Source organism: Nonomuraea lactucae (assembly GCF_003313395.1).
Classification (GTDB): domain Bacteria; phylum Actinomycetota; class Actinomycetes; order Streptosporangiales; family Streptosporangiaceae; genus Nonomuraea; species Nonomuraea lactucae.
In genome coordinates this window covers 1-2937 of sequence record NZ_QNFZ01000666.1, presented here as the reverse complement: position 1 = coordinate 2937, position 2937 = coordinate 1, and the positions used below count along the sequence as shown (strand labels likewise).

The 2937-nt window shown below is 69.5% G+C and carries 4 protein-coding genes and 1 riboswitch; all 4 genes read right to left on the bottom strand.

All coding sequences use genetic code 11. The features are described from left to right. The coding region (locus tag DQW85_RS25070; protein ID WP_162795357.1) for a hypothetical protein at positions 1-195 on the bottom strand (195 nt) is incomplete at its 3' end. Between the two features lie 93 nt (positions 196-288). Beyond that, entirely contained in the window at positions 289-813 is a 525-nt protein-coding gene (locus tag DQW85_RS25065; protein ID WP_240197412.1) for a C40 family peptidase, read from the bottom strand. A 76-nt stretch (positions 814-889) separates the two neighbouring features. After that, a riboswitch (cyclic di-AMP (ydaO/yuaA leader) is annotated at positions 890-1052 on the bottom strand. A gap of 337 nt (positions 1053-1389) precedes the next feature. Continuing rightward, on the bottom strand, positions 1390-2349 hold the full coding sequence (locus DQW85_RS25060) for a C40 family peptidase (RefSeq protein WP_113702444.1): 960 nt from the start codon (positions 2347-2349) through the stop codon (positions 1390-1392). A gap of 97 nt (positions 2350-2446) precedes the next feature. Beyond that, positions 2447-2937, bottom strand: a 491-nt coding sequence (locus DQW85_RS25055; protein ID WP_205315387.1) for an NYN domain-containing protein, incomplete at its 5' end; no start/stop codon positions are given.

Genomic DNA, 2937 nt, shown 5'->3' with positions numbered 1-2937 from the left:
GGTGTCGGCCCGCCGGGCCAGGTCGTGGAGCAGCCCGGGCGCGTCGCGGTGGCCGAGGACCAGCGAGCGTGCGCCCCGGGCGACCCGGGTCTGTCCGGGCCAGGGCGCCGTCACCCCGACGGGCGCGTCGGCGCAGGCCAGCGCGAGAGACAGCAGGCCCGCCAGCGCGGCACGACGGTTCACCCGGACGGACACGTTGCCTGATGCTAGTCGGCGCCTGATGCCAGTCGGCCGGCGAGCGCACGAAGACCCCGCCCCGGCGAGCCGGGACAGGGTCTTCGCGCGCGCTCACGCGCCGGGACGTACCGCGCCCACGAACGACGCCTTGCGCCATCCGTTGAGCTTCTCGACGCGTACCGTCTGACCGGTGCGCGGCGAGTGGATCATCTTGCCCTTGCCGACGTACATGCCGACGTGGCCGAACCCGCGGAAGAACATCAAGTCTCCTGGCCTGAGCCTCTTGAAGGAGACCTTCTTCTTGATCCGCGCGTACTGGGCGTTCGTCACGCGGGGGATGCGCACCCCGGCCTTTCTCCAGGCGTACTGGACGAGACCGGAGCAGTCGAACGCACCTGGGCCCGTACCTCCGTACCGGTACGGGTCACCGAGCTGGTCCCTGGCCACGGCGACGGCCGTGCGGGCCTTCACCCGCTGGCGAGCGGCCCGTGACTTCTTGGCGGTCGCATTCTTCGCGGTCGCATACTCCGTGGACGCGCCGGTGGTGGCCGACGCGGCCGTGGAAGCCGAAGCGGATGCGCTCGCCGTCGCCGCCTGCGCCGTCGGGGCGTGGACGGCCAGACCTCCGGCCGTCACGGTGATGCTGAGCGCTGCGCCACTCAGGGCAAGGCGGGACAGACGGGGGTTCTGCGAGGTAGACAGGATTTCTCCTTGGATCTTCCACCAATGCCTACCGGGTTAGCTGACGGGTTCGGGCCTGGAAGCCGCCCTACGGCGCGCGATGCGCCGATTCACCCCTGATCCCGGGAAGACAAGGGATCGTTGGGTCCCCGGCTCCGTGCCTCCTGGCTGCACGGACTCGGCAGGTCACCGCCTGAAGAGGTTCGGTTGGCGGCGGCGACCGGCTGGATATCTATCGCGTCATCGGAAGACCGATGTCGGATCGCGCCGCCATGGCTTGGGGTCGCGACGCCAGAAGCTACGCAAAGCATCACGATTCAGCAAAGCCCCGACCAAGGCGTAAAGATCAGATAAGGGCCGGAGTAAGGGAACGAATCACTGCTTAACGGCGTGATCCGTTATGGAAATGTGACAGTTATCACAGTTGACGAAATGGCCGGTTGTCAGGGCCCATCCGTCACTTCTTTTCCGCTGCCACCCTGGGCCCCGTGCGCGACACGGAGGGGTACCGGCGGGGGCTACGGGCGAGGGCTACGGGCGGATGGCGCCCTGGAGCCTGCGGCCGTACGAGTTCAGCTTGACGACCTTGACCACGTCGCCCGTCTGCGGCGCGTGCACGATCAGGCCGTTGCCCGCGTAGATGCTCACGTGCCCGAGCCCCTCGCTGAAGATCAGGTCACCGGGCTGGAGGGAGCCGATGTCCACCTTGCGGCTCGCGCCCCACGCCCACTGCTGCCAGGTGGTGCGCGGCAGCGAGACCCCTGCGGCCCGCCACGACGCCTGGGTGAGGCCGGAGCAGTCGAAGCCGCGCGGCCCCGTGCCGCCGAACACGTACGGCTTGCCCACCTGCGCGTAGGCGAACTTGAGCACCGCCGCCGCGTTGCCCGAGGCCGGTCCGGTGTACCTGATGCCGGTGCTGTTGGGGTCACCGGTCTTGTAGGCGCCCAGCCGCTCCAGCAGCTTCTTCTGCTGGGCGATGAGCTTGAGCACCTCCGCGCGTTCCTTCTGGACCGCGTCGCGCTCCTTGTCGGCGTCGGCGAGGGCGTCCTCGGCCTTGTCGCGCTCGCCCTTCAGGCCGCGGTTCTCCCGGTCGAAGGCCGCCAGCGTCGCCGCGCGCTCCTGCGACAGCTGGCCGACCAGGGCCACGCTGTTCAGCAGGGAGGTGGGGTCGCCTGATCCGACCAGGGAGGGCAGAGAGGTGACGTCGCCGCCCATCTTGTACGTGTCGACGGCCATCGCGATCACCTGCCGGCGCAGGTCGGCGACCGTGGCGAGCTTGCGCTTGTACCTGGCGTTCAGCTTGCCGTAGGCGGACTGGGCCTGCTTGAGGTTCTCGGTGGCCGTGTTGTAGCGGTCCACGACCTTGTCGGCCTTGTCGTTGAGCTTGGCGAGGCGGGCCTTCGCCTGCCGGATCGTGGGCTTGGGGTCGGCGTGGGCTCCACCTGTCGGGGAGAGCAGCAGCCCGATGGTGAGTCCTGTGGCCACCGGCACCCGGCCAAACCTCACAGTGTCGCCTCCCAGGTTCAGATCTGGGGCGAATTGTACTGAAGTGACGGGTGGGATCTCACCTAAACGTCAGATTCGTAATCTACGCGCGGCCGAGCCGGCGCAGCAGCAATCCGGACGGAACCGGTCTGGCTCCCATCCGGCGCACGGACTCGGCCACCTCGCGGTCGGAGGAGACCACCGCCATCGCCCGGCCGGGGGGTTCGGCGCCTACGAGCTGGCGGATCAGATCGTCGGCGATCTCGCCGGGCGCGCTGAACAGGACCCGCACGCCGCGCGGCGCCACGACCTGGACGGGCGCGTTGAGCTCGGCGCCGTCGAAGACCACCGTCACCTCGACCCGGGTCTGTGCGACCAGCCCGCCGAGCCCGGTCATGAGGCGGTTGCGCTGGTCGGCCAGCGTGAGGGTGCCGTAGCCGGACTTGGTCACGTTGTAGCCGTCGATGATCAGGTGGAGCTGGGGCAGCGCGAGAAGCTGGTCGAGCAGCTGCGGGTCGTCGTCGGCCAGCGCGCGGGCGGGCACGCCGCGCACGCCCGGCCGCTCGCCGGTGACCGCCGCGACCGAGTCGGCCG